This window comes from Burkholderia sp. LMG 13014 (assembly GCF_905232215.1).
In the GTDB taxonomy this organism is placed as follows: domain Bacteria; phylum Pseudomonadota; class Gammaproteobacteria; order Burkholderiales; family Burkholderiaceae; genus Burkholderia.
In genome coordinates this window covers 1-25,892 of the sequence record NZ_CAJNKE010000039.1, presented here as the reverse complement: position 1 = coordinate 25,892, position 25,892 = coordinate 1, and the positions used below count along the sequence as shown (strand labels likewise).

The window sequence follows — 25,892 nt, the reverse complement described above, 5'->3', positions numbered from 1 at the left end:
CAGCCAACGGGCCTTCGCCCGCGTCCTTCAGCCCAGCCTTGATGCGGGCCAGCTCGCCCACCAGCTTCAGGCGGGCCAGCGCGCCGCCGGCGGCCACGTCGTCGAGGGAGATACGGTTCTGCATGATCTTCCCTTTCTTACGCAAGGCTGGAGGTGGCGGCCATCATGGCGGCCTGGTAGGCGGCCACGGCCTGCTCGAACAGGGCCGCCAATTCGGCATCGCCCTGGTTGCGCGTGTAGGCGGCCTCCAGGTCGTCGGCCAGCTCGGGCGCTAGGATGTCGGCCACCGTGCCGTCGATGACGGACTGGAACAGGGCGCGGTCGGAGTCCTTCTGCGGGTCGGCTTGACTGTCGCCGGCGCCGCGTTTGGCGGCCTCGGCATCCGCCAGGGCGATAGCTGCGCCAACATCGGCCGTCCGGCCAATCTCGGTCGCCGCGCCCGTGATGCCGCCATTGAAGCCCACGGTCAGGCGCACGATGAACCCGTCTTCAGTCACCCGGACGTTGAACTGGAGCTTCTTGTCGCCGGCCTGCACCGCACGCACGTAGTCGTTGTTCAGCACGCGACGGAAGCCAGCGGCGATCAGCTCGGGCACGTCCGGCGGGGTATCGGGCGGCGCAGCCGTCGGCGCGGCGGACTGCGGCACCAACGTGGTTTGTCCCTCCAGCCCCGGAAGAATGGCCTCCACCAGCGGCTCGCCAAGCTGGGCCTCGACCTTCGCGCGCAGCTCGTCGGACAGGATTACCTCGTCCCCATCGACCGGGAACATGAAGTAAGGCAGGCCGCCCTTGATGTTCAGCCGCGCCAGCGTGCGCGACTGAACGGCAGCCAGGGCAACCGCTACAAGGGCGGCGTCGTCGCCACCTGCGCCGGGTTCGGGCCGGCCGCCGGCGGGGTCGCCTTCGGCTGCGGCCACCTCGGCCTGAGCCTTGACGGCTTCGGCGATGGCCTTGCCGTCGGCAGCGGTGGATTCCGTGGTGACGTTCGGTTCAATCATGATCTGCGCGCTCCCGACATTGACCCAGCCGTGGGGCGAAATCTCGACCTTCAGGCTCTTGCCGCCGTAGGCGATGCTGGTGTTGATGACCAGGTTTGCATCCACCTCGGCGTCCTGTACGGCCACCCCGAGAATCGAGGCAGCCTGCTTCACGGCCAGATACCCGGCGTCGCGCTTGTAGATGCCCGGCGCGTCCGGGTCGTTGCCGGCGTAGGGAACTGCCGGCGCGGGCGCTGCGGCATCGCGCATGGAGAACAGTGCATCGACCATGAGCACCGCGTCGTCGTCCGAATACATCGCGCGCGTGCCCGACGGGAACACCACGCGCTCGTCGCCGGCGGCGCCCACATACACCATCGCCTTGCCGTCGTCGGCAATGTCGATGCGGCCGATGGCCTCGCCGGCCAGCTTGATCGTGCCGACGTGCTCGGTTCCATCCAGGGACGGCACCGCGTCCAGCGCGGCCTGCTGCCCCAGGAACGAACGCAGGGACGCCAGCAGCGCCTTGACGGGCGGCTCGTTGGTGCTGTCCAGCGTGACGGCTTCGGCCTCGAAGGTGCCCCCGATGTCTTCTTCGCTAGGGGCGTAGTCGGCTTCTGTCAGCGTGGCGATGGCTTCGCGGATGCTCTTGGCCGTGTCCGTTTCCAGGTCGGCCTGCAAGATGTCGCCCTCGGCCCGGTTGATCGGGGCGTTGTTCTCGACCACCGCCAGGCTGGCCTCCAGCGAGGCCACGGCATGGCCCACATCATCCAGGGCGGCCAGGGCCTTGTCCCATTCGACGGTCGCGCCGTGGCGCTTCACCGCCTCGTCCATCGCCTTCGCGGTGACGAACGGCGAGTAGTCAGCCTTGTTCAGGGATTCGTGCAGCCACAGCTTGAAGCCGTCTGTCGCGCTCTCGAACGGGTAAGCCGCATCCACGGCCGCAATCTTGTCGGCGTCGCCCTGGGCCTCGGCGGCCTTGGGTTCGACCGCACCCACCAGCTCCAGTGCTTGGCGCAGCCCGCCGAAGGCGATGGCCGCCTTCAGGAAGTTGGTGAAGGTGCGGTTGTTCACGAACACCAGGTCGGTGCCCTTTTCCAGGCCATAGACCGTTGCTGCACCGCGCTTGAAGGAACCCACCGTGTCATAGCCACCAGCCACCTGTCCCAACAGGTACTGCTGGCCGTCCGACACGATGCCGGTGCCGTTGTTGCGCACGTTCATGGCCTTCAGGGCGTCCCAGGCGTCCTTGACCTTGCTCTCGCGCTGGCGCGCCAGCCAAGCCGCATCCTTCGCGGCATCCATCTCGGCGCGCTTCTCCGGGGTGATTCCGGCCCACTCGTCGATCTGCCGGCCGCGCTCGCGCTGGGTCTTCGCCAGCTTCACGCCGGTGGCGCGCTCGAACACCTCCATGCTGGCCTTGTTGCTGTCGCTGCCGACGCCGGCCAGGATTTCGCTCAGGCCGTCGGCGTCCTTCGCCTCGACCTGCTGCGCGACACGGGCCACCCAGCCCTCACCGCGCGGGCCGATGTCGATGCCATGTTTGCGGAACACGGCGCGCGCCACGTCTGCCAAAGGTGCGTCGTCAGGCAGCGCCGCCAGCTCGGCCTTGCCGGCCTCGATCAGCTTTTCCTTGGCGATGGCCTGAATCTTGTCCGTGGCCGCGCGATAGGCGTCCATCGCGTCGCCCTGGGCCTTGAATCCGGGGCTGTCGGTGACACTCGCCAAGCGGTCGTCCCAGGACTTGATGCCGACGGCCTCCAGGGCGTCGCGGGCCTTCACGATGAGGCGGTCGCTGTTCGCTGCGTCGCGCAGCTTCTGCATTTCGGCGGCGGCGCTGGCCGTGTCAGTGATGCCCTCCCAGTTGATCGCGGCCACGGCGGCGTTGATCTGCGCCGCTTCCTCGCCCCACGACTTGAAATAGGCGTCGATCAGCGCCTGTTCGTCGGGTTGCGGCGGCTCTTCCAGCGCAGCCGCCAGGGCGTCGGCTTCCTCGTCCGAGGTCGGGCCGCTGGTGTCCTCGGCAACGGTGTAGCCGGCGTCGCGGATTTGCTGGATGACGGCCTCGGTGTGTGCCGCCAGAATCTTGCCGCCCTCGCTGCCCTGGGTAGCGTTCATGGTGCGCCACGCCTTTTCACCCTCCGGGGTGTTGGGCAAGAACGTGGTGAAAAGCCCGTCGGCGCTGTGGCGGTAGCTCAGGTCGGGCACGACGGCGGCAGAGGCGGCGGCCGGAGCCGGATTCGCATAGCCGTTGGCGGCCTGGCGCTCCGCCACCCACGCCTCGACGCGCTCGTTCAGTTCGCGCGCCACGTCGGCCGGCTCGCGGTCGCGGCCGTCGATGTCGAAAAGCTGGTCGTCGCCGAAGATCGCCGCGATGTAACGCTTGCGCTCGTCGAAACGGTAGCCGGCGTAAATCTTCCGCGTGCCGTCCGGCACCATCTGGCCGCCCAGCGGGCCAACGCCGGGGAACGCCTTGACCACGCTGTCATTGCCCGTGTCTTCCCAGCCGTAGGAATCGACCAGGGCCTTCAGGGTCTGCGCTGAATAGTGCGGCCCATCCTCGGTAGCGGGCGCCGCCGGCGTCACGCCGTTGGCGATGTCGCGCAGGCGCTGTACCTCGACCGCTTGGCTGTCGATCTGGGCAGCCAGGGCCTCCTTGGTCTGCCCCGTCTTGGGGTCGGTGCCGCCGTTCTGGGTGGCGCGCAGGTAGGCGTCCTGCAAGGTACTGACCTGCTGCACCGCGTCGGCGTAGGCGCGGTTCTTCTTGTTCTGGGCGTCCTCGGCATCGACCTTCGCCACTTCCAGCTCATGCTGGGCGGCAGCCAGCTCGGCCTCCAGTCCGGCGATTTCGTCCTTCAGACCCTGGATGGCGCCCATGCGCTCGGCACGCTTCGCGTTGAGCCGCTGGAAGGCAGGGCTATTCTTCTCGGCCAGGCGCATGATGCGCCGCGCCACCTCACGGATGTTCAGGTCGGCGCCGCGCTCGGGTGCCACCACGATGGTGATGTCCTTCTTGTTGAGCAGCCACTTCCACGAAATCACCTCGTCGGTCGGCGCCATCTTGCCGGGCGTCACGTCCGGGTTGTGGAAGAAGATGGAGACGGTCTGGCCGTCGGACAGCTCGAAGATGGCCGCCACGTTGGCGACGCCGCGCTGCTTGAACGGCTCCGTGATCTGCATGGCGACGGGTTTCACCTTGTCCCCGGTGCGCTCCATGACGCCGCGCAGCAGCTCCATCTTGCGCTCCAGCTTCGCATAGGGCGACACCAGCGCGTCGAAGGCCAGCAGGCCATCGGCATCCTCGGTGATTTCCTGGGCCGTCACGGCATCCATCAGCAGGCCCTCGCCGGCGTCCGCGCAGCGGATTTCGTACAGGACGTGATCGAGGGTGTTGTCGTAGGGCAGCGCGTCGCTGTTCCACTGAACTTTTCGGGTCATGGTTTCCAGTCCTTCATGAGGGAGGTTGTCGGCGCGGAGCGGGCGGCGCAGGTCGCCGTTCTTGAGCCACCACTTGAGTTGAGAAATCGAGGCCGGCACCAGGCTGGCGAGGCCATTCCAGCCGCGCTCGTAGCTGTCCAGGTAGGCCCGGCGGGCCGTGTCCTCGTCGGGAAAGGCGAGCATTACCTTGTGCTCGTCGAAGCGGCCGCCCACGTTCTGATTGATGACGTAGGCCGTCTCGCTTTGCGGGTAGAAGCCGATGAAACAATCCACGGCGTCGTCGTCGGCGCCTTTCGTGCCGCTGATGTAGCCGTAGTGGGCTGCCATGCGGCTTGCCCACCGCTTGCCGGTCTTGGCGTCAATGCCCGTGCGATAGCTGCCTCGCGGCTGTTCGATGGCGAGGGGCAGGCCGTAGAGATTGGCCCGGCCCACCTTGTAGTTGCCTGCGATGCACTGCGCCTCGGTGGGTTCGGGAATCGTGTTGTTCCCGAAGGCCCCGCCGTGCGCGGCATTCTCGATGTGGAGAAACGTGGAATCGCTCATGCAGGGCATGGTATGGCCCGGCCTGGAGCGGAAATCGGGGCGTTTTCCGCCCTATTGGGGTGGCGCTTCGGCCTCTATCTCGTCGGCCCACTCGCGGGCGATTCCGGCCGCCCCCACCATCTCGCGGCCGTGTTGCGTCATGCGCCCGTTGAAGCCGCCGAAGTAGTCCATCGCCGCGCCCAGGGATTCCATGTCGGCGGCCACGGCGCGCAGGCGCGCGACGATTTCGGCAGGCGTCATCAAGCGGCCGCCGGTGCAGCGGTGCCCTTGATGGCCTCGATCTGGCTGCGCACCTCGGCGATGGCGGCCTTCAGGGCGTCGCGCTTCTCGGTGAGCACCTGCTCCATCTTCGGCGCGGCGGTGCGGATGCCCGCCGGCGGGCGCGCCTGGGCGGCGGCCAGCAGTTTCTGGAAGCGGGAACGGCCCGCGTCCATCGCCTGCACGATTTCGGCGATGGCCTTCACATGGTCGTCCTGGTTCTTGATCGGCAGCACCTTGCCGTTGAGCAGCACCTGGAAGATGTCGCCCGATTGCTTGATACGCAGCACGACCTGCTGCGAGTCGGCGAAGGTCAGTGCCATTTCCCGGTAGGTGATGCCCGACGAACGCTTCACCGCCGTGGGCACGTCCTGCTGGACGACGTTCGCGCCGGCGCGCGAGAAATAGCGGGCGGCCTGCTTGGCCGCCTTGTCCTTGGCCGACAGGTCTTCAAAGCTGAAAAGCAGGTTCTTCATGGTGGTGTCTTTCCCAGGGCGATCTAACTGCCTGCATTGTGGAACCCGGCAGACGCGCGAGCGCGGCGGGTTTTCCGTCAGCCGCCGGCGAACACCGTGCCCGAGCCGCTGGCAACGGCGCTGCCGCACGCCACCGAATCTCCAATGCGGCCGAGAGGCTTCCCATTCACGAACACCGTGCCCGAGCCTGCGGCCAGGGTCGAGTCGTGACACGTCGGACCGCAGCAATGGGACTGCCAGTGATCGCCCTGGCGGTGCGCGCCCAGGCCATTCACGAACACGTCCTCGGAAGCCTGGTCGTTGGCCCGCGACGGGAAGCAGCCGTGGCCCGTGCAGGTATCCCCGAATCTAGCGACGGCGGGCATTGACGGCCTCCTTGAGTGCGTCGCGGCCAGGGTCGAAGTTGGCCCAGACGCGCAGGATGAAGTCGGCGGTGAAATCCTGGGCCGCCCCGGTGAGGGCATCTGCGCAATGCGCCGTCACCCGCAGCGTCCAGTCTTTCGTGTTGGCCGGGTTCGGCACGAAGCGGATTACCTCGTCGGCCTCGGCCGGCAACTCGTCGAACGCCGCGCAGTGCCCGGTGACGCCCTTGATCTGGTACTCGATGTCCAGCGGCGGAAATACGCCGGCCAGAGCCTTCGGCGCCGACGCGGTGACGCCGGCGGCGTCGGCCTGGACGAGCAGTCCCGGCAGCGGCTCCAGCCCGACGACTTCGCAGCTATACCCCGTCACCGTTAGCAGCGCCTCGGCATCGGCGGCCGTGATCGGGCCTTCTGTCCAAACCTCGTCGGCCTGCACGTCATGCCAGGGCACGGTAGCCGGGTCGGGCGTCCAGGTCAGGGGCATGTCAGTTCAGGTCGATGCGTGGGCCACGGATGGCGATGCCGTCAGGCGTCAGCACGATTTCCGACGGGCCGACAGCCAGGCGCATGGTTCCGTCGGCCAGCAGCTCCATGTTCGGGTGGTGCCAGCGCCGCCAGTCCGCCGAGTTACCCGCCTGGGGGTTCCGGTAGCCGGTGATGATGGGGTAGCGCGGATCGCCAGCGAGAAACGCAACCCAGACGGTATCGCCGGCCAGCATCTCGATTTCGGTGGTGTTCGCGCCCGCGCGCGACTTGTCGCCGATGGGGTACTCGATTTCCGCCTCGGGCAGCACGTCGGCGCCGTCGGTCAGGCCGGGAATCTCGACGCGGCACGTCCGCCGGGCCTGGTTGTAGCTGCGCACGATGGCCGGGTAGCGGCCGGGCATGAGGCCGTAGTCCATCATTCCTCCAGCGCGCCCAGCCAGAGCCGGGTGTAGGTGTCGCTGGCACCGCCGTCGTCCGTGCCGCTGCCGAAGGCGTGCGCGGCCGTGACGACCACCAGCTTTTCGCCGCCGGCGAAGGCGATCAGGTCGCCCGCGCCGATGCGGCTGTCGTAGTCGATGCGAACCGTCTTGCGATGCACCAGGCAGCGCGTCATGTTGCGCAGGCGCTGGGCATCCTTGAACGGGGCGTAGCGCACCGTGCGCGGCTTCTCGCGGTTGCCGAACACGGCGGCGCCGTTCGCGTCCAGAGAGAAGAACCAGGGCACCTCGTGGCGCTCTAGAAAGCCGCCATCCACGTCGTCCGATGCGTTGTCGGGCAGCGTCTTCACGGGCGCCTGCTTGAATAGGTCGGGCAACCGGACGAACTGGAGCCGGCCGGCCTTCCAGCGCACCACGCCGCCTTCCTCTTGCAGCACGCGGGCGACGTGGAAGGTCGGCGTCTCGCCCACAGGGCAGTAGAAGCGCGGTACAGGAAAATCGGCATCCACCGCCTTGATGGTTGCGCCGGCCGCCTTGTAGATCGCCGACAGGGCGGCGCTTTCTTTGATGATGGCGCGGCTTCGCACGTAGGCGACGCCGAGGCAGGATTCCAGCAGCGCCGTGATACGGAAGCTCGCCATCTCGCGCGTGCCCTGGGTGCTGCGCTCGGCCACGCGCACGGACTTGACGATGTGCAGCGTATCGCCGCTGCTGATGGAGAGCTTCTGGCCCTCGGCCAGCAGCTTGTCGAGGCTGGCGTCGCCGGCCCGGATGTCCGCCTCCAGCGTCATCGGCACCGGTGCCAAGTCGGAGCGCAGCACGGCGGACTTGATGAGGTCGCCGCGAATCTGCTTGCCGTCGGCGAGAAAGAGAATCACGGCCCACCCTTCAGACGGTGATGATGGGCTGGAAGAACGCCCGGTGCGGCATGTCGGCCTCGGCCTGGGTGATTTCGGCCGCGATTTCGCTGGCCGAACGCCCGAACGGGTCGATGCCCATGCCGCGCGACGCTTCCAGTTGCAGCGCGGTTTCCCGCTCCGCGTAGAGCAGGAACAGCGGGCGAATCAGCGCCCATTCGGACGTGGTGATGGCGGTGTCGCCGTCGATGTCCGGCACGGGCGTGACGCCCTCGTGCGCGCGCAATGCGGCGAACCCAGCATAGAACCGGGTCGCCGCGACGGCCTGCGCCAGAACCGTTTCCTCGTCCAGCAGGTTGCCGGCCGGCCGCTCTTGCGTGGCGAAGGTCTGCGCCAGATCGGCCAGCTTCGCCATTAGCGGTAGTCGCCCGAGTTGCCGGCGATGATTTCGCCGAAGTAGTGGTAGAACAGCGTGCCGCTGAAGGTCAGCGGCTGCGAGCGGTTCTCCCAATCGCGGTCGGGCACGTCCATCTGGATGAACGCATCGACGATGCGCTTGGCGCGCAGGAACTTGGTGGGCGTGCCCTCGTAAATCTTGGCGTTGAAGGTGGCCCCGCCGCTGGCGTAGGTGCCGCCGCGCGTGATGAGGTTCACCAGCATTTGGTCGATGGAGCCGGCAATCGTCTCGAACATCGAGATTTGCCCTTGCTGAGCAACCTTCAGTTGCTGCGGCTGCCACATGGTGGCGCCCAGCGGAGTCGGCACTTCGATTTCGCCAGCGGGCGAAAGCTCGGGCCAGGGAGCCTGCTTGCACAGCAGGTAGTTCCCCTCGAAACCTTCGATTTCAAAGGTGAAGTCGCTGGAAATGACCTTGGCGCCCAGGGCGCGGGTCGTGTCGTAGAAGCCCTTGAGATAGGCGGCATTGGAGACAGTCATTTCGTGTCCTTTCGGTTGATGAAACTCCCCTGCACTGTATGGCCCGGCCGCCCGTGGAACTGGCGCGGTTTTCCGGCTGCCGGCAGGGTTCGGCGCCGGATTTCCCCTGTTACTTCTGGCCCGGCGAATCCGCCGTCACCGTGCCCGGCGTCACCGCGAACTGGCGCACCTCGGCGTTGGCGCGCTGCGTCTCGCCGGTGGTGCCAAACCAGAACGCCAATACTTGCTTCAGCTCGTTGAACCAGTAGCCGACGATGGTGCCGATGGTCAGGCTGGCGGTGGCATCGCGCAGCAGCGTGTCGGCCATGCCGGAGAAAACGAAAAACACGATGCCGCCGGCGCCGAGCAGCAGCAGGACGGTGATGGACGGGCGCACCCAGTCCTTGGGCTGCTGGGCCGCGAGCTTGCGCGCGCTGTCGCGGTCGGCCGCCTCGGCGGCGTACTGCGCGGCGGCCGCCTGGAGCCGGTTCTGTTCGGCGCTCACCGCGAGCTGCTGGAGCTGCACCCTGGAATTGACCTCCAGCTCCTTGAGCTTGACGGCCGCGTCCGGGTCGCCCAGCAGCGCGGTGGAAACCGCGTCGGGCGTGGCATCCGTGCCCAGCGCCGTAGCAACAAGGCTGCCCACGGCGGCGCCGGCCGGCCCGCCCAGGATGCCGCCCAGAATGGGGGCCGCCTTACCGACGACCCCGGCAACGTCTTTCCAGTCCATTACGCAACCTCCGTGTCATGCCGCTCGAAAGCGGCGGCCATCTTGATGTCGTACTTGTTGGCCGCGTAGTTCGGCCCGTTGTAGTTCTTGGCGAACTTCGCCCAGTCCTGCGCCTTCAGCGCCGCCCAGATGGCCGGGTTGGCCTTCACGAAGCGCACGAAGGCGTCCAGGTGCGCGGCCTCGTCGCGGTACATGGCGTTGATGAACGCCTGCACCGAAGCGAAGCCCAGCAGTTGCCAGTGAAAGCCCATAATCTGGAACAGGCCCCAGCTCGCGGACTCCAGCGCACAGGCGCGGTTGATCTTGGCGGCCTCGTCCAGCCGGTCGCACTCGGCGACACCGCCCCGGTAGCCGCCGGCCGTCGGATTGACGACGCCAGGATTGCTTTTGGCGAAGGCGTCCGCACGCTGCTGGCCGATGGCATTCTTGAGTCGGCGGTACATGATGTGCCGCTCGAACAGGATCACCGGACGGCCATCGGCGTAGAAGCCGTTTCCACGGCTTTCCACCTCGGTGACTGCTTTCACCGCCGCAACGGGCACAGCAAGCGCCTTGGCCGCCGCCTCGAAGTCGCTTTCCTTCAAACTCTTGGTATCCATCACTTTCCCCCGGAAATATTCGAGACGATTCCGGCCCACACCGCAGCGGCCAGCGCTGCTGCTACCACACCGATGAAGGCCAGGGTTCCGTGGTCGGCGATCTTGCGCAGCTTCCTGCCGAAGCGAAGATCGGCGCGGAATTCCTCGACACTCTCCGGCCTATCGACATCGACACCAAGAATGGCGAAGACCTTCTTCACTGCACGATCTGCCGCTTCAGCCGAAACCGTCTCAGGAGACAAGCAGTGCTCGTCGTACTTGGATTTCTCGGTCATCAGCGAGTCCTCGCAATGGTCTTGGCGACGATGCCGCAGGCGCGGATAACGTCGTTAAGTCGGTTCACAATTGCCGCCTGCGTTTTCAATTCGGACTCCCTTCCTTTTTTCCAGTCGTCGAACGGCTTGCCCTCAAAGAATTTCCTGACCGTGCTGGGCTGCATCTGCATGGCGTCGGCCAGGGATGTCGAGGAATATAGGGTGAGGCTAGAGGCCAGATTCATCAGGTTTTCCGACCAGTTCGCGCGCCATTCGAGAGAGGCAGGTATGAACCGGAAATCGGGCCGGCGGCAGGTTCGCTGCCGCCCCTCCTTTGGGCATCGCCACGATGCCGTCCTTGCTGAACTCGGTCTTGAACAGGTGGTGCAGCTTCTCGCGGCCGGCGAAGTAGAGCGCCATCAGCGCGGAGAAGTCACTTTCGGGGAAGGCGCCCATGATCTTCATGCGCGCCACCATGAACTCGTCGAAGGCGCCCTCGGCCATGTCAGCGTCCGGCACGCTCTCACCCGAGCGCACCATCTGCGCGGCCATCGCGCCCAGAATCCAATGCAGGCGGCCGGACAGCGGCTTGCCCGAGGCGTCCTGCACCTCGCCAGTCATGCGCTCGATGGACTCGGCCATCGCGCCGGTCAGGTGCCGGATGTGCCAGGTGTCGCCGCCGACCTCGCCCACCTCGATCTGCGGGGCCTGGGTCTGGATGTCGGCCGCGCCGTCCAGGTAGTCCGAATAGTGGCCCTCACCCAGGGCGAAGTCGGGGCCGTCCTCGGCCGTCGCGGCCAGGTAGTGCGCCACGGCCAACATGCGCTCTTGCACCGTCCAGGCGGCGGGGTCGTCGATGCCCTGCGCAGACGCCACCGCCGCGCGCAGGAAGGCCGTGCAGGACGCTTCTTCCAGGTGCGTCGGCATCGACGCGATGGCGACGGACTCGGCGATGGACAGCTCGCGCAGTTGCACCGTCAGGCGGCGCGTGCGCAGCAGGGGAAAGTGAATCATCGTCTGGTGCTCCTACATGGAAACGATGGCCGCATTGCTCCAGTCCTTGCGGTCGAGCGCGGTCAGCGTGCAGAGGGTCATGGGAACGGCGAGCTGGACGAACCGCCCGCTAGCATCCACGGGGGAATTGAGGGGCATACCGATGGACTCGATCACCAGGGGTGAGAAGATGCGGCCCTTGTATTTCAGGGCAACCCGCGTGGGCGCCTTCGAGGGCATCAGGGCCTCGACATAGCCCATGTCGCCCTTGGCCGTCTCGGCCGCGCGCGCGAGCACGGAGCCGTCCTTGGACAGCTCGATGGGCAAGGCCCACTCCATCAGCTTGTTGAATGGCGCCTCGACTTCGCTGGCGGAATCGCGCCAGGCCCGGAACAGCGCAGTCACCGTGATCTTGACGGGCGGCATCCCGTTGAACACCTGCGTGCTGTTCAGCTTCGTGATGCCGGTGCGTCCCTCGAACTGCTTGAGGAACTCGTTGGACTTCTGCTGCGCGGAGCCTTCCTTGGACTTGCCCATGACCGCATCGACTACGGGCTGGAGCGCACCGGATTGCAGCATCGCCATCAGCGCCGGGGCCTTCGACTCCGGGCCGGCTTGCTCGAACGGGCTTTGCCAGTTGAGCACCATTTCCAGATTGGCGTCGGTCAGCGGCGCCATGACCGCGATAGGGTCGGTCTTGCCCTCGATGCGATCCCAGGCGTCATCGCCCGTCTTCGCCACCTCGTAGAAGGTGGCGATCAGGTGCGGGGAAAGCCCGTCCCAGATGGAAGTCAGGGCGTTCGCGCCCAGCGTGGCCGCTTGGCCGATGGATGGAATGGTTGCCATAGCAAAAAAATGGCGCCGCCGGCGGTAGCACAGCGGCGCCCAAGTCCCCCTCGGAGCAGCGGTTACAGGCCGGCCTTGCGGCGCAGGCGCATGGACTTCAGGCGGCGCATCATGGCGCCGGCGGAGTGGCTTTTCATACGGGCCTTGCGGATGGCGACTTTCTGCTTGGCCGACAGGCGCACGGTGCCGGAGATGCGCTTGTTGATGCGCACCTTCTTGCCGTTGCGCACGGCCACCGTCTTGCGATACACCGCATCGAGGGCCGGCGCGTTGTCGTCGTCCGAAAACACGAAGCTGTCGATTTCGGCGCTGGCCGCGTCGTCGCCATCGGGCAGCACCGAAGCCACCAGGTCGCGCACGCGGTCGGCCGCGTCGTCGTCCCAGTCGTTTAGCAGCGCACCGGCGTCTTCCTCGGTGACGCCAGCCTTGACCAGGTAGTCCCAGGCCGCGTTGAGCGCCACTTCCAGCACGCCCTGTTCGTCCTCGGTGACATCGCCGTCGTGGTTGGCGTCGGCGATGCCCACGAACATCGCCATCAGGCGGTCGGCATAGCTTTCGCCGTCGTCCAGGTCGTCGGTTTCCGCCCACTGCTGAACGACCGCGATGGCCGACAGCTTGATGTCGCGGAGGGTGTAGTCGTCGGCGCCGGACAGCGCCGGCTCGTCGCCGGTCGAGTCCAGCACCTTGACGGGTTCGCGGCGCTTCATCGCCCCGCGCAACAGTTCGCTCATGCTCATGTTGATGTCCTTCTCGGTGATGGGTTACTTGGTCAGCGTCTGGGTGACGAAGGTCTGGCGGTTCGTGCCGTCGTAGCGGAGCCAGTAGGACACGTCCATCGCGTCGTAGGGGCGTTGCTCGTTCGGGCGCACGTCGTAGGCCCAGGCCGCACCGTTCATCTGCGGGTCGTTGGACGGCACCAGCCAGCCGGACGCCTGCGCACCCTCGAACAGGGTGGTCAGGAAGTCCCGCATCTTCTTCACGGACACGTCCATCGGAAGTTGCAGGAAGTCCTTGGCCGCGCGCGTCACGGACTCGTCGATGCTGGTGGACATATCCGCCACCGCGATCAGCTTCTTCAGGCTCGACTCGACCAGCGCGCAGGTCAGCGAATCGCGGAACACGTAGCGGCCGCCGCCGGTGTACGTCTCGTAGATCACCGGGTTGATCTTCGCGCGCGCCAGCAGGTTGAGTTCCTGATTGGTCGGCGAGTAGGTCTGCACGATGCGCGTGCGCTGGAGCGGCCATTCCCGGCCCGCGATGGGGTAGTTCTTCGGCGCGAAGCCCTTGGCGTTCTTCTGGGCGTTGCGGCCGCAGCCGTAGGCGATGTTCAGCGTCTCGGTGCCGAAGTAGCCGTGCGGATTGATGCCGGTCGGGTCGTCGGACTTCAGCGGCGCCCAGAATGCGTGCATCAGGTGCGCGGTCTGGCTGGCGCCCATGTTGAGCTGATTCACGAACGCGACGGCCGCCTCCGGCGCCAGGTTGCCCGGAATGCCGAAACGGAGCTGGCGGTTCGTGTCGAACGCGAGCTGGGCGAGCTGCGCCAGCAAGGCCGGGGCCTGCGTGCCACCGGACGAGATGTAGGCGTAGTCGAACTGCGTGTATTGCAGCTTGTCGCGCGCCGCCATGTAGTCCTGGGTGGTGTAGGCCGTGCCGCCCTCGACGAAGCACACCAGCGTGCCGGACTTCGCCCACTTCTGCTGCCCGTTGGTGTCGTAGCCGTAGGCCGCGGAATCGGAGCCGATCACAGCCGAGGCGCCGGTGACGCCCGTGGTGATTTCCACCGCGTCGGTCTGCGCCAGGGCCACGTCGGGCAGGTAGGCCGAGTTGCCGTAATCGTCCTTGGCGTCGCTTTTCAGCGAACCGTAGAACTCGTACAGCAGGTTGCCGTCCTTGTCCCGCAGGCGCAGGGTCAGCTTGTCATTGTCGGCCGGCAGGCCGCCAGAGGTGACTTCCTCGGCGCGGAACTCCAGCACGATGCCGTCGTTGAAGCACTCCAGGTGCTTGACGGCGAACAGATACGGCGTGGCCGGCAGGTTTTCGGACACGGTGAAGGTGAAATTGCCGGTCGGAGCCGGGGTTTTATCCTCGCTCATCTCCGCTGCCACCACGGCGTACTTGATGACGGCAGCCGACGTGCTCAAACGCTGGACGATGGCTTGATAGGCGCCCTTGTTCAGGGCCTCCACCACATGCACCCACGCCTCGTTCAGCGCAGACAGGCGCACCTGCTCGCCGCTACCCAGCTTCTTGAACACGTTGCCGCGATCAACGGCGAACGGCTTGTCGATGCGGCCACGGGTAGCCCGCATCATGATGCCGAACACCTGATCGGAATTGTCGGTGGTCGGGATTTCGGAGTTGTCGCGCAGCGGGTTGAGCTGCACGCCGGATTCCGAACCCAGTTGTCGCACGAAAGCGGTACTCATGGCCTCTCCCCTCGATTAAGCGTTCGCGGCGCCGGTGTCGGCAGCGCCTTCCGTGCCGTCGCCAGCGTCGGCGGGCGCGGCATCCAGCAGCGCAGCCAGGTCGGCCTTCTTGGCGTTGGCCGCGAACTCGATGCCCTTGGCCTTCAGCGCGTCCTTGAGCTGGTCGTAGGTCAGGCCATCGGACGGCTTCTTGGCGGTTTCGGTGCTGTCGCCAGTGGGCGCGCCAGCGTCGGCGGCGGCCTCGGCCGCTTCCGAGATGGTCAGCGCCAACTCGCAGCGGCTCAGTTCGGCGATCTGCTCGACGCTCGACGCCAGGCGCTGGAACAGGTCGTGATCGGCGATCACCACCGTCTTCCGGCTGTCCTTGGGATTGGCGACGTGGCGGAGGAACAGGCCCTCGACCTCGGGGAACACCACGTCCTGGGGCATGTGGTTCTGCACCACCACCTTCAGGGGATACGCGGCATCGGCGAAAACCTCGGCTACGAGGTCGTTGGCGTCCTTCCCGGTCAGGGAAGGAGCGCCCAGTTCAACAGTGCGGGTCATGGCTCCATCCGTCCTTTACATGTTGGTGACGTTGATGAGGGCGAAGCCGCGAGCCGACGGGTCGTGCGGATTCACGGCGGTGAAGTTGCGGGCGTAGAAGCCGGCGCCCTGGCGCAGGTCGGCATTGACGGCCAGCGGGATGACGGTCGGCGGCACGGCGTCGCCCAGCACCACGGGGTTGCGCGTCACGTCGGTGGCGCGGCCCACGGCCAGAATCTGGGCGCTGGTCGCGGTTTCGTTCAGGCCCTTCGGCGTGTAGTACACGTCGTACTGGCCGAACAGGCGGCCCAGGCGATAGATGCCGGGGCGCGGGGCAATGCCCGAGGGCTGGAACAGCGTGCTGGGCAGGCCAAGGAACTGCGCGGCCACGCGCTTGGTGACGTACAGATGGGTGACGCCATGATTCATGGTGTCCTCGGCCATCTTCTGCGACACGACACTCAGCGGGTAGGCCAGCTCGGGCCACACGCCGAAGCGGCCGCTATCGACGTGCGCCTGCGCGGCGCCGAAGTCGAAGGTCGCGGTGTTCAGCGCGGCCAGGCGAACGCCCTTGCGCAGCACGTCGTAGTGGCGCTCGTTGGCGAACTGCGCCTGGATGGCGATGACGCTTTCGCTGTACGGGTCGAGGCCCAGTTCGTTCGCCATCTGGGTGCGGCTGTCGATGGTCTGGTGCGTGGTGACGCGCCAGGGCTTGGCGAACAGCGAGAAGGTATTGACCGCCGAGATGATCGTCGGGGTCAGCTCGGGCGCACGCTCGAAGTCGATGAAGCCTTCGACCACCACGGGCACGGTAGCCGGCAGCGCGGGGGTCGTGGTCAGCGAGTAAGCGCCGGTGTCGGTGTTGATCGTGCCGCCGATGGCATAGCTGGTGCCGCCGACATTGATGGTGCCGGACACGGCCGAGTTGCCGCTACCAGCGGAATCGACCTCGCGGGCAGCCACGCGGCCATCCACATAGACGATGGAGCGGCCACGCAGCAGCTTCAGGGCGGCGGCGTTCTGGTCGCAGGTGTCGGCGGTGGCCTGGATGGCGGTGATCTTGCCCGCCACGGCGCCGGGGGTGGTTTCGCCAGCGGCGGCCGGCATGGAGGTATGCACGCGGCTGGAGCTGATGTAGGCGTCACCGGAATCCACGCCGTCCAGCAGCGCGCCCTGGGCGTAGGAGCCGAAGGTGTTGCCGGCCTGGTGCGTCATGATCGCCAGGCGGGCCTCGTTGGAGCCGATGTCGGCAGGCAGATAGTGCGCGAACGGGATGGCCTCGCCCAGGGCAGCCAGAATCGCCACCACGGCGCGGTTCGGTTGCAGCGAAATCTGGTCGTGGTGCGCCGAGGTCGCCGAGTCCAGACTGAACTTGCGGCGGGCGGCTTCGGTCGTGGCGTAGGCCGAGTGCAGCGCCAGCTCGATCACGTCGGCCGGGGCCGGGGTGCCGTGCTGGGCCTCATAGACGGAAACACCGTCCAGAACGGCGCGAGTAACGAGAGCGGCCGCATCGTCGCCCTTCGCCTCGTCCAGCACGGTCTGGAGGGTGTCGGGCACCTTGACGCCCGTGTTCTGGCTGGTGGCCGTCGCCAGGAAATCGGCGGCGGCGGCAGAATCGAAGGTGCCGCCCTTGGTGGCGTTGTCCTTCAGAGAATCGACGAATTGGGCTACTTCGGCAGTCTCGCGCTTGAAGTAATCCTGATGGATGCGCTTGGTCATGGTTTCGTGTCCTTTCGGAGAAGTTCAAACACTGGAACGCCGGCTGGTAGCCGACTGCCAGCTATTCTCAAAGGCTCACGAACTCGCCAGACGGCGCTTTTTCCGGGTTTGCTACCCGCCCGCGCTGGGCTACGAAGGGAGTCTTTCGCCGCTCTCGAACGCCTCGCGCCCATCCATCGCGCGATGCACGATCAGGCCCGGCTCGTCATCGTCGGCAACGGGATGGCACCAACACGACAGGCTGGCCTCGTGCTCTCGGAAGTCGCCCAGAGGGATGACGTGGATGCGATCAGGGTTCATCCGGCGCGCCGCCATCGTCTTCGGGGTCTTCCACCGGCCCGGCGGGCTGGTGCAGGTCGTCGCGGCGGTTGGTGATGTACCGCGTAGTGAATGGGGGGATGTTGGACGTGGTTTCCGTGCCCACAATCTCGAAAGCCAAGCGCGGCGCGTCCGGGCCGGTGCCCAGCAGCAGATACATCACGTCATGGTTGCGAACGTCGAACCAGTCCGGGTGCCCGGACGGCTCTTCCGGCTCGATCAGGAACCGGAACTCGTCGCCGGCGTAGATGTTGGCGTCCCCACGCTTGACCATAGGCGCGGGTGCGAAGCCCTCGGCCGGCATGGCGAAGCCGTTGCCCAGGAAGGCGTACTCGAACTGCTCTTCATCCATCGAATCCAGCACGCCCAGGCCGCCCATCGTGGGCGCGCCCGCGACGGTATCCGGGGCTGTGCGGGTGATGGTCTTGCGGAATACCTGGACGGAGTAGGTGTTCGGGTGGTTCATGACCACGTTGCGGGTCATGCGGTTGATGGCCTCGGGCACGTTGTTCAGCATCGGCTACCCCTTACTGGTCTTGGCCTGGGCGGCCAGAATCGCCATGACCTGCTCGGGAGACAGGCCGAACTGTTTGCCCAGTGTCTCGGCGGCGGTCTTGGAAGCGCGGCGCGACGCCGGCGCGGTCTTCTTCGGCGGCTTGGTCGCGGCCACCTTCGCGGCGCGGGCGAGCGCGGCTTTCTCCCGCACCTTCCGGGCTTCGGCGGCGCGCTGCTCGCTGGTCTTGATGCGCGTTGGCGTCTTCGGCTGGACGGCTTCCTCGGCCTCCATCTGGGCAAGCTGGGTGCGGGCCTTATATTCGGACACGCTCGCCAGGTGCTTTTCGAGGAAGGCCAGGACGGCATTCGACGATTCCAGCTCGGACATGACCCGCAGGACGTGCTTGCAAGCCACGCCCATCAGCTTCGGGTTCCTGATCTTCGGGTAGCCCGTTTCCTTCCGGCCGGCGGCAAACCCGCCGATGGTGGCGACGTACCGGAAGAAGTAGCGGTGCCGCTCGCAGTCGCAGTCAAAGGACAGCTTCTGCTTGCGCAGCCAGTTGGCGATCTGCTTGGGGGTCTTGCCGCCCTTGCCGTCGTTCGGCGTGGCCGCCAGTTGCGCGGCGGCCGTCTCGAACTCGTGCAGATTCACCACGACATGGTGCCGTCTCACCTTGGAGTCCGGGCCGGCGTTGGTGATGAAGCGGATGGTGCCGTTGATCGCCGACACTGGCACACCCATCGTGATTTCCCGCCGGGCCTTGTCGATGTCGCTGGCCGGCTGGCCGGGCGAGACATACCGCAGCGGAGTCCCCGATGCCAGGTCGATCACCTGGCGCGCAGTGATGCCCTTGCCGCCCTTGAACCGGCGCTCGGCCTGCCTCATGTTGTGGCGGAACGTCGCCAGGTCTTCGGCGGTGATGGGCCGGGCTTGGCCGCCCAGCGTCGTGAAGAGCACGCGGCTGGCATCCCACTCGCCGCGCACCTCGCGCTCGGTCAGGATGATGTTCTTGTCGGCAGGCGCCTTCCCGGCCGCCTCGCGCTCCCTGCGGTCGGTGTCGAAACGTCCCTTGGCCTCGCCGACGTGCCCGCGAACCCTTCCAAGCCAGTCCGCCATGCCTACACCTCCGCCCAGGCGGGCGCGTAGTCTTCGCGCAGGTCGTCGATGGACTCGAAACCGGCCCGGCGCTTGATGTCGATGAGCTGCCCCTCGTTGGGGAGCACGATGCGCTTCTGCGGCAGAGGCTGATCGACCGTATCCAGGCCGGCGGCAGCCATCACGGCCAGGAACTCGTCACGCCGGCCATAGACGCGCTGGGAAACCAGCGTCAGGTCGTACATCTCGTCCGGCTTCGTCTCGTAGAAGATCGCCGTGGTGTCCCAGGGTTTGGTGTTCTCCGCGAACTTGCGCACCTCGCGGTAGAAGGATTTGGCGGCGCGGGTGTCCTTGTCGAGCATGGCCGGCCCTCAGATGGTCATGATGCCGCCGCCCAGCAGGTGGCGGAACGATTCGGCCAGCTTGACGGTGCGCTCCACGGTGTCGGAGCGGGTCGCGTGCAGGCACGTCGCCAGCGCCGCGATCTGGCCGCAGGAGATACCCTCGGCCACCCGGTACTTGGGGCCGCTGGTGTCGATACCGTCGCGCTCAATGGCTTGTTCGGGGTTCGCGCGCGCGGCGCGGTCAGCAAACACCAGCCGGGCACTCTTGCCGTCAGCCGCCACGCCCACCTTCAGCGAGTAGAAGGCAGCAATGGCCGGCATCAGGTCGGCGTCGGTGAAAAGGGCATCGCGGGCGATGTCCGGCACGTTGGTCAGGACGATGCAGCCCTCGCGGCGCTCGGCGCGGTAGTCGGCCTCGGCGCCCACCACCAGCACGCGCGCGTCCGGGTCGTAGGCGGAGAACAGGGAGCACGGCCGCCCGCCGTACCCGGTAAAGGTCGCCTGAATCTGAATCATGGCGCGCCCCCGGCTTCGTCGGACACCTCGTAGGGTCGGATTTCGGCCGCGCCGCCCTGGCCGCCGGCCTCGGCGCTTTCCACATGCACTGTCTGCACCAGCGGATACCCTGCGGGGTCGTCCGTGCCAGGCTCGCCCTTACCGTCGTTCGGCTCGCCAGCCTTGGGAGCGTCGAACAGCGGGATTTCCGCGCGCAGGGTCAGGTCGATGGCAAGGATGGTCAGGTTCTTGGCGTCGGTGGCGATGGACATGGCCGGCATGTCCGGCGATTCGACCTGCACCGGCCAAGCCGTATCCAGCCCAGCGAAGCGGTAGGACGCCTCGAACCGGCGGTTATCCGTCTCGTCGAGGAACAGCAGGAACTGCGCCGCCAAGGAGTGCGCCGACGGCTCATCCGTGGCGAACACCACGACCTGCGCGCGCACGTCGCCCGCTACGGCACGCAGGCCGAACAGCCGCTCCTTGGGGTCATCGGGAATCATGACCATCTGGCGGTCGGCCACCTGGCGGGTGTAGTCGCGGCCGGTCGGGGTGTAGTCCTTCGCCACGGCAACGATGATCGCCGGCAGCTCGGGCGGCGTCGTGGGCGCGTTCTCCAGGTCGGAGCGCAGCCAGAGGGACAGCATTTCCTCGGCGGCGTCGATCATGCGCGCCGGCGCCCAGGCAATCGCCTTGGCGAGCGGGCGCGTGACGAACCCCTCCAGGGGCTTCGTGCTCGGCACGATGGTGGAGAAGTAGCGGCCCATGAACTGGCCGAGGGCGATCTTGACGGGCTGGAGCATGGGCGCTTACCGGCGGAGGAACTGGCCAAGCAAGCGGCCGTACAGGGGCACATGCTCGGCCGGGTCGGCGTTGCTTTGCGGCTCGACGAACTGCGGCAGGGACGCGGCGCCACGGAAGGCGGCGGCGTCCCGGCGCATCCGCTCCACCGGGTCGATGGAAACGGCGATGGGCGCCACGGCCACGGCGTCCATCGCCGCGCCGGCGTCGATGCCCTTGGCGGCCAGCATGGACAGCAGTTGCTCGTTCTCCGCGCGCAGGTGCTCGATGACCTCGCTTGCCGTGTCGCGCTCCGCATTGGCCGAATCCAGCAGGCGCAACACGCCGCGCAGTTGCTCGTCGTAGATGGCCGCCTCGATGTCGTCCAGCGTCATGTCGCGCACGTCGTCAAGGGTGTAGCCCCGGTTCGTGCTGTAGTTCGGCTCCAGCACGTAGTCGAACCCGAAGAACTCGGGCCGGTGCTGGTCGATGGCCGAGCTGAATCCGCCCACACGGCCGGCGTACAGCTTCGCGGCCACCTGTCCGGGGTCGTTGTTCAGGAACTCGGCCTGGTGCTCTATGGTGCCGTCCGGGCTGGCCCGCAGCATGGTCGTGACAAGGGCCGGCTCCACCAGCGACGGGCGGCCGTCATCCAGGCCGCCTTCGGCCGGGTTCATGCCGAATTTGATGCGGGTCCAGTGCCCGTAGTAGCCCAGCATGTCGCGGTTCTTGACCCGCTCTTGGCAGGCCGGGCCGTTGATCGCGTCGCAGATGGCGCGGATGTTGAAATTCCGCTCCTTGCCTCGGAACTGGCGGCCCCGCTCCCGCAGGTTGTAGGTGATGACCTTGGTTTGCATAGGAACCTCCTTCTTCGGAGGATGGTAGGAGCCGCCCAGGGGGCGAAAGCGCGCCGTTTTCCGTCCCTGGCCGTGGTCACACGTCGGCGAACAGCCCTTCGGCCTTCTCCAGCACCGTCTCGGTCAGGCTGGTGGCGACGCTGGCCGCACCACCGGCCACCATGTAGGTCGCGCCTTCCAAGAAGATGAAAGACATGGCGTCGATCATGTCGGGCGACTTGATGCCGTCGCGGCGCATGTTCTCCTTGCTCTCCATGACGTACCGCAGGCCGCCGGCCTCGCTGAAGTGATACGGCAGCCTGGAACCCTGGTCGATGATCTTCTCGCGCAGCTTCTTGGAGATGCCCTGGGGCAGCACCACGCGGCCCTGCCGGATGGCGTCGCGGAATCGCACCATCGCGCAGGCGCGCAGGTTGTAGAACCTGGACTTGTATTCGTTCTTGAAACACGGCGCGCCCCAGTTCACGCGCGTCACCGTAGCGCCCGAACGCTCGATCAGCTTGCAGACGGTCGCGCCGACGCCGCCAGCATCCACGTACAGCGTGGCGTTGGACAGCTTGCCCACCAGATTCACCAGGTCGCCGGCCAGGTCGATTTCGTTCTTGTCGTTCGCGCAGATAGGGATTTCGATGAACTCCACCCGCCGGGCGTCCGGGCCGTGGTCGGCGTCGCCGATCACCTTGGCGACGATGGCTACCGAGTCGTCCCGGTACTCGCCCAGGGCCACGTCGGACAGCACCACCAGGCCGAAAGGCTCGTCGTCGCCGATGATCTTCCTGGGCTTGAACGCGGCCTCGATGTCGGCGCGCGTCATCAGGACGTTGCTGCTGCTCTGGGCGAACAGGCCCAGCACCCGAATCTGGTACTCGACCGAGTGCCGGCCGCCGCTCTCCGATTCCCGCTCCCGCAGCCATTTCGTCGTGACGAACGGCGACAGCTCCGAGTTGAAGCGCAGCGGCAGCCAGCTCCCGCCGTTCTCGATGCTCAGGGTATGGTGGGAGTCGTAGAAGCGCCCGGCGCTGCGCGCGCCCTGGGATGCCATCAGCGTGCGGTTGCCCGGCTGGGTCTGGGTGCCGTCGATCACGTCGAAGTGCTCATCAGGCACGCCGGCAGCTTCGTCGATGATGATTAGCTGCCAGTAACGGTGCTTGCCGGCCACGCCGATGGCCTCACCCTTCTTCATGGCGATCTGGGTGATGAACCACTGCTCCGCGTACCCATTCACATGCACGCGGGTCTTGGTGATCGTGAAGAAGTCGTTTATCCAGGCGTGCGGCCCATTGGCAATGGCGATGCGGGCATCCTGCATTTCCTTCCAGATGCCGTCGGCCACCTGCTGAATGAAGGGGGCGCCGATGTAGGTGTTGCTGCCCACCTCCACCTTGCCGTCATAGACCGCGACGGGGAAGCACAGTAGATGCCAGAGGGCGATGCGGGCGAAGCTGGCCGTCTTACCCGTACCCGTACCAGACACCACCGACACCTTGGCGTTTGGCGCGGTGATGGACTGGAACAAGGCCATCTGGTCGGCGCTGGGCATGAAGCCCGTCACCTCCACGGCGAATCGCAGCGGGTCAGCGTGGTAACGCTCGACGAACGCCTGGTAGCGCGGGTCTTCCAGCAGGTTCCGGTTTCGGCGGCGCTTCGTCATCCCCTTGCCATCCGCGCCTCAAGGCCGCGCAGCAGCCGCGCGGCCGTCTCGCTCTTGCACCCGCCGATGCGTCGGCAGATGTCCTCGGCGGTGGGGCTGATTTCGCTGTTCTCCAGTGCCTCGTACAGCAGCTCCACCAGCTCCGCGTCGCCCGGCCCGCGCTCCGCCGGCTCCAGGGCGCCCGCCGGCCCGTCTCCCAGCTCCGGCCCAAGCACGGCCGCCAGCCACAGCAGGGAACCCAGCACCTCAAGCAGCATGGCGATCAGCACGCCGGCCCAGACGTTGAGGGCTGCCACGGGCAGCCCGGTAATCTCGGTCAGGCCGGACACCACCGGGTCAGCCGTCGCGGCGGCGGCCTCCTGCCCGGATAGGGCCACGAGCTGGGCGCGCAGCTCGTTCGCGCGCTTTCCTTCGGTCAGCTCGATTTCCAGGGCGGCGCGGGCCTTGGGGTCTTTCGTTCGCGCCAGGATACCGGCCACGGTCGCGGCACTGCGGGCCTTGTTCTCGGCCAGCGCCGCCTCGATGGTGCGGCGCTGCTCCTGCACGGCGCGCACCTGGGCGGACGATGCGGCCCTGCCCTCGGCGGCCCCGTGGCTGGCATTGGCGAAGAACCAGATGTGCCCCCACAGGGCAGCCAGGAAGCACAGGCACCACACCGGCCACACGACCAGGCGCGACAGCCGGCCAAGCAGCGCGGGCATCAGATGGACAGCCAGCACGATCACGGCGGACAGGCCGGCCAGCAGCCAGCGGTCGGCCTCGGCGCCGGCGCGCTGCCAGGCGCTGGCAACGGCCATAGAGACGGCCAAGCCGGTGACGACGAACGCGAACGCGCGGGTGATGGCGGCCTTCACGGGGATACCTCCGGCTCCGGTTCGTCCGCGCCAGGCGCTGGCGGCCCGTCCTCGTCGGCGTCAATGACGATGCCGCGCTCGGACAGTACCAGGGCCTGCCGCTCGCGCGCCTGCTGCATCTTGTCCTCGTAGAGGCGGAACAGCTCGTCACCCGACACCATGTTGATGTTCACCTCGGTTTCCTTCTCCTTGAACAGGCCCAGGGCGCGCGCCAAGTTGTCGGCGGCCTTCTCCTTGCTCATGGTCAGGACTTCGATGCCATCCCGGCCTTCCTTCACGCCGGCATAGACCAGGCGGGCGGCAGGCGACAGGTTGCGGGTGTCCGCGAAGAACACCTCCACGACGCCCTCGCCGTGGCATTCCGGGCAGTCCTCGGATGGCGGCTTGCGCTTGTCGTACCAGGCGTCCGTGTAGGCCGGGAACTCCCCTATGTCGTCGTTCTGGTCGGCCTTCATGCGGCGCTGGCGCTCCCGCTCGTGCTTCAGGCGGGCAGCATCCAGGCTGGACGGGGTGTATTGCCGCTGGTGGTCGGCGCCCCAGCAGTACGGGCAGCACACCCGCCGGAGCTGGGAAATCTCGTTGGCATCGAGGGTGACGACTGCCGCCCACATCCGCATCAGTTCGTCGGCGTCGATGCCCAGCCGGCGCGCACGGGCCGAAGCCAAGGTTTCGATGGCTTCCCGCACCGAAGGTTTTTGGAGTAGCTGATACGCAATCTCCCCCGCGCTCTTGGCACTGTAGCCAGCCCGGATAGCCGCCTGCGTTCCGTTCCAATCCACCATGTATTCGCGGACGAAAACCTCTTGCATATCAGTCAGTTGCGCGAGGACGCCGAACTGGTCGGGGTCGCGCTCCAGGGCTTCGGCCGTGGTCAGGGGCATGGTTTCGCCCGCGCTCATGGTTTCGCTGATGGTTTCTCGCTGATGGTTTTCGGAAACCTTGGAAACCTTGCTCACGCTCTTGGTGCTGGTGGCCTTCGTCGGCTCCTTGGCGCGAGTCTTGGCCTGGGCCGGCACGGCCGGTCGGCTCGGGGCAGCGTCGCCCCCCTGGATGGAAGCCTTCGCCCACCCGTCGCGCAGCGCGGTCTTGCGCACGCCCGGCGCGGACACGGGCAAGCCCAGCTCATCGACGAGCCAGGAATACCCATCGCGCGGGTCGCGCTCCCAGTGATTTCGGACATCCGCCCATTGCTCGGGCGTCAGCTTCGGTTTTGCCGCCATATCCCACGTCTTCCCCGATCTACAGGGCCAGGCTCAGTTGATGGGTGTCGGCAGCAGCCAGGACGCACTCCACACGGAACCGCGCCATCTTGGCCTTGGCGCCCTTGGCGGCACCAGATGCGCGTCCAACTGCGCTCAGGAGCCTGGCGCCGCCCGGCATGTCCTCGAAGTCGGGGTTCAGCTCGATGAAGCGCGCCAGGGCCGCGCCCACGTCGTCGGTGGTGGTGAGCATCAGCGCCACGGCCTCGGACATCGCCTCCACCTTGTCATGCAATTTTTTCAGAGCCGCCATGTCCCGCTGGCGGGCTTTTTCCCAGGTGTCGAACAGCCAGGCCGAGGTTTCCCGCTCGATGCTCATGCGGGCGCCGACTTCCCAGTCATCGGTGACGCCGAACAGGAAGTCGATGCTGACCTCGTACACCTTGGCCGCGCGCAGGATAAGCCACAGGGGCACGCTGTTGGTGTCCGTCGCCCCCTCGACCTTGGAGAGCTTGGACGAGTTCGAGTAGCCAAGGCGCTTCGCGGCGGCACTCTGGGAGAGGTTGCACAGCTCGCGGGCCTGCCGCATACGGGCACCGATGGCCTTGACCGCCGCCGCCTGTTCCATGCGCGTATTCGCCGCCGGTTTCTTCTCTGCCATCGCCTATACCCTCCTGATCGACCATTCGCCGCCGTCCTTCTTGGCTGCCTTCTGGCACAGGAAGAAGCGGAACGGGAACAATGCGGCGGCCACCTTCAGCTTCAGCCAACCGTCTTCACGGATGTAGCCGCCCTTGGTTTCGTGAATCTCCAGCGCCCCGTCGGGCAGCAGCACCAGGAAGTCCGGCGTGTAGCGCGTGTTGTCGGCCAGCTTCAGGGTGATCGCCTCATACCGCCACCAGGCCACCTCGCCGCGCAGGCGGCGCGCCTCCAACATCCCGGCGTACTCGGCCTCGGTCTTG

30 protein-coding genes are annotated in these 25,892 nt (G+C 66.7%); all 30 read right to left on the bottom strand.

The window, feature by feature from the left end; all coding sequences use genetic code 11:
* Nucleotides 1–137: 137 nt before the first annotated feature.
* A complete protein-coding gene (locus tag JYJ84_RS07880) occupies nucleotides 138–4,958 on the bottom strand; it encodes a hypothetical protein (RefSeq protein ID WP_205189153.1) in 4,821 nt (1,606 codons plus the stop codon).
* Nucleotides 4,959–5,009: 51 nt separating this feature from the next.
* On the bottom strand, nucleotides 5,010–5,198 hold the full coding sequence (locus JYJ84_RS07875; protein WP_087778455.1) for a hypothetical protein: 189 nt from the start codon (nucleotides 5,196–5,198) through the stop codon (nucleotides 5,010–5,012).
* Nucleotides 5,198–5,692 (bottom strand): hypothetical protein, encoded by a 495-nt coding sequence (locus tag JYJ84_RS07870; RefSeq protein ID WP_087778457.1) that lies wholly within the window; start codon nucleotides 5,690–5,692, stop codon nucleotides 5,198–5,200. Before JYJ84_RS07870 ends, JYJ84_RS07875 begins: the two co-directional genes overlap by 1 nt.
* Before the next feature lie 77 nt (nucleotides 5,693–5,769).
* The gene (locus JYJ84_RS07865) at nucleotides 5,770–6,057 is read right to left on the bottom strand and encodes a PAAR domain-containing protein (RefSeq protein ID WP_087778458.1); all 288 of its coding nucleotides are present in this window, start codon (nucleotides 6,055–6,057) and stop codon (nucleotides 5,770–5,772) included.
* Nucleotides 6,041–6,538, bottom strand: a complete 498-nt coding sequence (locus JYJ84_RS07860) for a hypothetical protein (protein ID WP_087778460.1) — start codon at nucleotides 6,536–6,538, stop codon at nucleotides 6,041–6,043. The genes JYJ84_RS07865 and JYJ84_RS07860 overlap by 17 nt, the downstream gene beginning before the upstream one ends.
* A gap of 1 nt (nucleotide 6,539) precedes the next feature.
* Entirely contained in the window at nucleotides 6,540–6,956 is a 417-nt protein-coding gene (locus JYJ84_RS07855; RefSeq protein ID WP_087778462.1) for a hypothetical protein, read from the bottom strand.
* Nucleotides 6,956–7,855 carry a hypothetical protein gene (locus tag JYJ84_RS07850; RefSeq protein ID WP_087778464.1) on the bottom strand — a complete coding sequence of 300 codons (900 nt, stop codon included), beginning with the start codon at nucleotides 7,853–7,855 and terminating at the stop codon, nucleotides 6,956–6,958. The genes JYJ84_RS07855 and JYJ84_RS07850 overlap by 1 nt, the downstream gene beginning before the upstream one ends.
* 10 nt (nucleotides 7,856–7,865) lie before the next feature.
* Complete coding sequence (locus JYJ84_RS07845; RefSeq protein WP_087778466.1) at nucleotides 7,866–8,249, bottom strand: hypothetical protein; 384 nt, start codon at nucleotides 8,247–8,249, stop codon at nucleotides 7,866–7,868.
* Entirely contained in the window at nucleotides 8,249–8,770 is a 522-nt protein-coding gene (locus JYJ84_RS07840; protein WP_087778468.1) for a hypothetical protein, read from the bottom strand. Before JYJ84_RS07840 ends, JYJ84_RS07845 begins: the two co-directional genes overlap by 1 nt.
* Nucleotides 8,771–8,879: 109 nt before the next feature.
* Nucleotides 8,880–9,479: a hypothetical protein gene (locus tag JYJ84_RS07835; RefSeq protein ID WP_161970000.1), complete on the bottom strand. Its 600-nt coding sequence runs from the start codon at nucleotides 9,477–9,479 to the stop codon at nucleotides 8,880–8,882.
* Nucleotides 9,479–10,078, bottom strand: coding sequence for an N-acetylmuramidase family protein (locus JYJ84_RS07830; RefSeq protein WP_087778470.1), 600 nt, complete (start codon nucleotides 10,076–10,078; stop codon nucleotides 9,479–9,481). Before JYJ84_RS07830 ends, JYJ84_RS07835 begins: the two co-directional genes overlap by 1 nt.
* Entirely contained in the window at nucleotides 10,078–10,353 is a 276-nt protein-coding gene (locus tag JYJ84_RS07825) for a hypothetical protein (RefSeq protein WP_087778471.1), read from the bottom strand. Before JYJ84_RS07825 ends, JYJ84_RS07830 begins: the two co-directional genes overlap by 1 nt.
* The gene (locus JYJ84_RS07820; protein WP_087778473.1) at nucleotides 10,353–10,577 is read right to left on the bottom strand and encodes a hypothetical protein; all 225 of its coding nucleotides are present in this window, start codon (nucleotides 10,575–10,577) and stop codon (nucleotides 10,353–10,355) included. Before JYJ84_RS07820 ends, JYJ84_RS07825 begins: the two co-directional genes overlap by 1 nt.
* Nucleotides 10,561–11,346 (bottom strand): hypothetical protein, encoded by a 786-nt coding sequence (locus tag JYJ84_RS07815; protein WP_105812231.1) that lies wholly within the window; start codon nucleotides 11,344–11,346, stop codon nucleotides 10,561–10,563. Before JYJ84_RS07815 ends, JYJ84_RS07820 begins: the two co-directional genes overlap by 17 nt.
* A 12-nt stretch (nucleotides 11,347–11,358) precedes the next feature.
* A complete protein-coding gene (locus JYJ84_RS07810) occupies nucleotides 11,359–12,171 on the bottom strand; it encodes a hypothetical protein (protein WP_105812230.1) in 813 nt (270 codons plus the stop codon).
* 62 nt (nucleotides 12,172–12,233) lie between these two features.
* Complete coding sequence (locus JYJ84_RS07805; RefSeq protein ID WP_087778479.1) at nucleotides 12,234–12,908, bottom strand: hypothetical protein; 675 nt, start codon at nucleotides 12,906–12,908, stop codon at nucleotides 12,234–12,236.
* Between the two features lie 24 nt (nucleotides 12,909–12,932).
* Entirely contained in the window at nucleotides 12,933–14,597 is a 1,665-nt protein-coding gene (locus JYJ84_RS07800; protein ID WP_205183567.1) for a hypothetical protein, read from the bottom strand.
* Between the two features lie 15 nt (nucleotides 14,598–14,612).
* Complete coding sequence (locus tag JYJ84_RS07795) at nucleotides 14,613–15,143, bottom strand: HeH/LEM domain-containing protein (protein WP_087778482.1); 531 nt, start codon at nucleotides 15,141–15,143, stop codon at nucleotides 14,613–14,615.
* A gap of 15 nt (nucleotides 15,144–15,158) precedes the next feature.
* Nucleotides 15,159–16,841, bottom strand: a complete 1,683-nt coding sequence (locus JYJ84_RS07790) for a hypothetical protein (RefSeq protein WP_205189152.1) — start codon at nucleotides 16,839–16,841, stop codon at nucleotides 15,159–15,161.
* A gap of 289 nt (nucleotides 16,842–17,130) precedes the next feature.
* The gene (locus JYJ84_RS07785; protein WP_105812226.1) at nucleotides 17,131–17,676 is read right to left on the bottom strand and encodes a hypothetical protein; all 546 of its coding nucleotides are present in this window, start codon (nucleotides 17,674–17,676) and stop codon (nucleotides 17,131–17,133) included.
* Between the two features lie 3 nt (nucleotides 17,677–17,679).
* Nucleotides 17,680–18,771, bottom strand: a complete 1,092-nt coding sequence (locus tag JYJ84_RS07780) for a hypothetical protein (protein WP_105812225.1) — start codon at nucleotides 18,769–18,771, stop codon at nucleotides 17,680–17,682.
* Nucleotides 18,772–18,773: 2 nt separating this feature from the next.
* Complete coding sequence (locus tag JYJ84_RS07775; protein WP_087778490.1) at nucleotides 18,774–19,112, bottom strand: hypothetical protein; 339 nt, start codon at nucleotides 19,110–19,112, stop codon at nucleotides 18,774–18,776.
* A gap of 9 nt (nucleotides 19,113–19,121) precedes the next feature.
* Entirely contained in the window at nucleotides 19,122–19,610 is a 489-nt protein-coding gene (locus JYJ84_RS07770) for a hypothetical protein (protein WP_087778492.1), read from the bottom strand.
* Nucleotides 19,607–20,392: a hypothetical protein gene (locus JYJ84_RS07765; RefSeq protein WP_175854396.1), complete on the bottom strand. Its 786-nt coding sequence runs from the start codon at nucleotides 20,390–20,392 to the stop codon at nucleotides 19,607–19,609. The genes JYJ84_RS07770 and JYJ84_RS07765 overlap by 4 nt, the downstream gene beginning before the upstream one ends.
* Before the next feature lie 6 nt (nucleotides 20,393–20,398).
* Nucleotides 20,399–21,226 (bottom strand): hypothetical protein, encoded by an 828-nt coding sequence (locus JYJ84_RS07760; RefSeq protein ID WP_205183561.1) that lies wholly within the window; start codon nucleotides 21,224–21,226, stop codon nucleotides 20,399–20,401.
* 76 nt (nucleotides 21,227–21,302) lie between these two features.
* Entirely contained in the window at nucleotides 21,303–22,877 is a 1,575-nt protein-coding gene (locus tag JYJ84_RS07755; protein WP_087778495.1) for a hypothetical protein, read from the bottom strand.
* On the bottom strand, nucleotides 22,874–23,731 hold the full coding sequence (locus JYJ84_RS07750) for a hypothetical protein (protein WP_175854398.1): 858 nt from the start codon (nucleotides 23,729–23,731) through the stop codon (nucleotides 22,874–22,876). Before JYJ84_RS07750 ends, JYJ84_RS07755 begins: the two co-directional genes overlap by 4 nt.
* Entirely contained in the window at nucleotides 23,728–24,951 is a 1,224-nt protein-coding gene (locus JYJ84_RS07745) for a terminase small subunit (RefSeq protein ID WP_205183558.1), read from the bottom strand. Before JYJ84_RS07745 ends, JYJ84_RS07750 begins: the two co-directional genes overlap by 4 nt.
* Nucleotides 24,952–24,970: 19 nt before the next feature.
* On the bottom strand, nucleotides 24,971–25,591 hold the full coding sequence (locus tag JYJ84_RS07740) for a helix-turn-helix transcriptional regulator (RefSeq protein WP_175854402.1): 621 nt from the start codon (nucleotides 25,589–25,591) through the stop codon (nucleotides 24,971–24,973).
* 3 nt (nucleotides 25,592–25,594) lie between these two features.
* Nucleotides 25,595–25,892: DUF1064 domain-containing protein (locus tag JYJ84_RS07735; RefSeq protein WP_205189151.1), on the bottom strand; the 298-nt coding region annotated here is incomplete at its 5' end.

Coding starts and splice junctions, on each gene's coding strand:
- JYJ84_RS07770 (WP_087778492.1), bottom strand. CDS start 19,610: ATGATTCAGATTCAGGCGACCTTTACCGGGTACGGCGGGCGGCCGTGC.
- JYJ84_RS07800 (WP_205183567.1), bottom strand. CDS start 14,597: ATGAGTACCGCTTTCGTGCGACAACTGGGTTCGGAATCCGGCGTGCAG.
- JYJ84_RS07815 (WP_105812231.1), bottom strand. CDS start 11,346: ATGATTCACTTTCCCCTGCTGCGCACGCGCCGCCTGACGGTGCAACTG.
- JYJ84_RS07810 (WP_105812230.1), bottom strand. CDS start 12,171: ATGGCAACCATTCCATCCATCGGCCAAGCGGCCACGCTGGGCGCGAAC.
- JYJ84_RS07820 (WP_087778473.1), bottom strand. CDS start 10,577: ATGAATCTGGCCTCTAGCCTCACCCTATATTCCTCGACATCCCTGGCC.
- JYJ84_RS07765 (WP_175854396.1), bottom strand. CDS start 20,392: ATGCTCCAGCCCGTCAAGATCGCCCTCGGCCAGTTCATGGGCCGCTAC.
- JYJ84_RS07880 (WP_205189153.1), bottom strand. CDS start 4,958: ATGAGCGATTCCACGTTTCTCCACATCGAGAATGCCGCGCACGGCGGG.
- JYJ84_RS07805 (WP_087778479.1), bottom strand. CDS start 12,908: ATGAGCATGAGCGAACTGTTGCGCGGGGCGATGAAGCGCCGCGAACCC.
- JYJ84_RS07780 (WP_105812225.1), bottom strand. CDS start 18,771: ATGGCGGACTGGCTTGGAAGGGTTCGCGGGCACGTCGGCGAGGCCAAG.
- JYJ84_RS07740 (WP_175854402.1), bottom strand. CDS start 25,591: ATGGCAGAGAAGAAACCGGCGGCGAATACGCGCATGGAACAGGCGGCG.
- JYJ84_RS07790 (WP_205189152.1), bottom strand. CDS start 16,841: ATGACCAAGCGCATCCATCAGGATTACTTCAAGCGCGAGACTGCCGAA.
- JYJ84_RS07760 (WP_205183561.1), bottom strand. CDS start 21,226: ATGCAAACCAAGGTCATCACCTACAACCTGCGGGAGCGGGGCCGCCAG.
- JYJ84_RS07855 (WP_087778462.1), bottom strand. CDS start 6,956: ATGGACTACGGCCTCATGCCCGGCCGCTACCCGGCCATCGTGCGCAGC.
- JYJ84_RS07860 (WP_087778460.1), bottom strand. CDS start 6,538: ATGCCCCTGACCTGGACGCCCGACCCGGCTACCGTGCCCTGGCATGAC.
- JYJ84_RS07825 (WP_087778471.1), bottom strand. CDS start 10,353: ATGACCGAGAAATCCAAGTACGACGAGCACTGCTTGTCTCCTGAGACG.
- JYJ84_RS07755 (WP_087778495.1), bottom strand. CDS start 22,877: ATGACGAAGCGCCGCCGAAACCGGAACCTGCTGGAAGACCCGCGCTAC.
- JYJ84_RS07795 (WP_087778482.1), bottom strand. CDS start 15,143: ATGACCCGCACTGTTGAACTGGGCGCTCCTTCCCTGACCGGGAAGGAC.
- JYJ84_RS07870 (WP_087778457.1), bottom strand. CDS start 5,692: ATGAAGAACCTGCTTTTCAGCTTTGAAGACCTGTCGGCCAAGGACAAG.
- JYJ84_RS07745 (WP_205183558.1), bottom strand. CDS start 24,951: ATGGCGGCAAAACCGAAGCTGACGCCCGAGCAATGGGCGGATGTCCGA.
- JYJ84_RS07830 (WP_087778470.1), bottom strand. CDS start 10,078: ATGGATACCAAGAGTTTGAAGGAAAGCGACTTCGAGGCGGCGGCCAAG.
- JYJ84_RS07845 (WP_087778466.1), bottom strand. CDS start 8,249: ATGGCGAAGCTGGCCGATCTGGCGCAGACCTTCGCCACGCAAGAGCGG.
- JYJ84_RS07785 (WP_105812226.1), bottom strand. CDS start 17,676: ATGCTGAACAACGTGCCCGAGGCCATCAACCGCATGACCCGCAACGTG.
- JYJ84_RS07875 (WP_087778455.1), bottom strand. CDS start 5,198: ATGACGCCTGCCGAAATCGTCGCGCGCCTGCGCGCCGTGGCCGCCGAC.
- JYJ84_RS07840 (WP_087778468.1), bottom strand. CDS start 8,770: ATGACTGTCTCCAATGCCGCCTATCTCAAGGGCTTCTACGACACGACC.
- JYJ84_RS07835 (WP_161970000.1), bottom strand. CDS start 9,479: ATGGACTGGAAAGACGTTGCCGGGGTCGTCGGTAAGGCGGCCCCCATT.
- JYJ84_RS07865 (WP_087778458.1), bottom strand. CDS start 6,057: ATGCCCGCCGTCGCTAGATTCGGGGATACCTGCACGGGCCACGGCTGC.
- JYJ84_RS07775 (WP_087778490.1), bottom strand. CDS start 19,112: ATGCTCGACAAGGACACCCGCGCCGCCAAATCCTTCTACCGCGAGGTG.